Here is a 365-nt window from a genome sequence, read left to right on the forward strand (position 1 = left end):
ATAAGATTGGAAGATGTTTTTCTGATGGCCGGACCTGTACTGAAACATGCCAGTTTTGCACCTTCATCTTCTGTAATGGCAAAATGATCTTTATGAAACAGCCACACTAAAAATGCACCCAGCATTCCTCCAATCATTTGGGCTGCAATATAAGAGGGAACCAGGTCCCACGAAAACTTTCCTGCTGTCGCAAGACCAATGGTTACAGCCGGATTCAGATGGGCCCCACTTATTGGCCCTGCAACGGTTACTCCCACAAATACGGCCAGTGCCCATGCGGTAGTAATAACAATCCATCCGGAATTATTTCCTTTCGTATCTTTTAAGACAACATTGGCTACAACACCGTTGCCTAACAATATAAG

Annotated in this window: 1 protein-coding gene; it reads right to left on the reverse strand. The window is 44.4% G+C overall.

Annotated elements, in window-relative coordinates:
- Positions 1-365: MIP/aquaporin family protein (locus GB932_RS22230; RefSeq protein WP_197517220.1), on the reverse strand; the 365-nt coding region annotated here is incomplete at both ends.

The organism is Microbacterium karelineae (assembly GCF_009745985.1).
Taxonomy (GTDB): domain Bacteria; phylum Actinomycetota; class Actinomycetes; order Actinomycetales; family Microbacteriaceae; genus Microbacterium; species Microbacterium karelineae.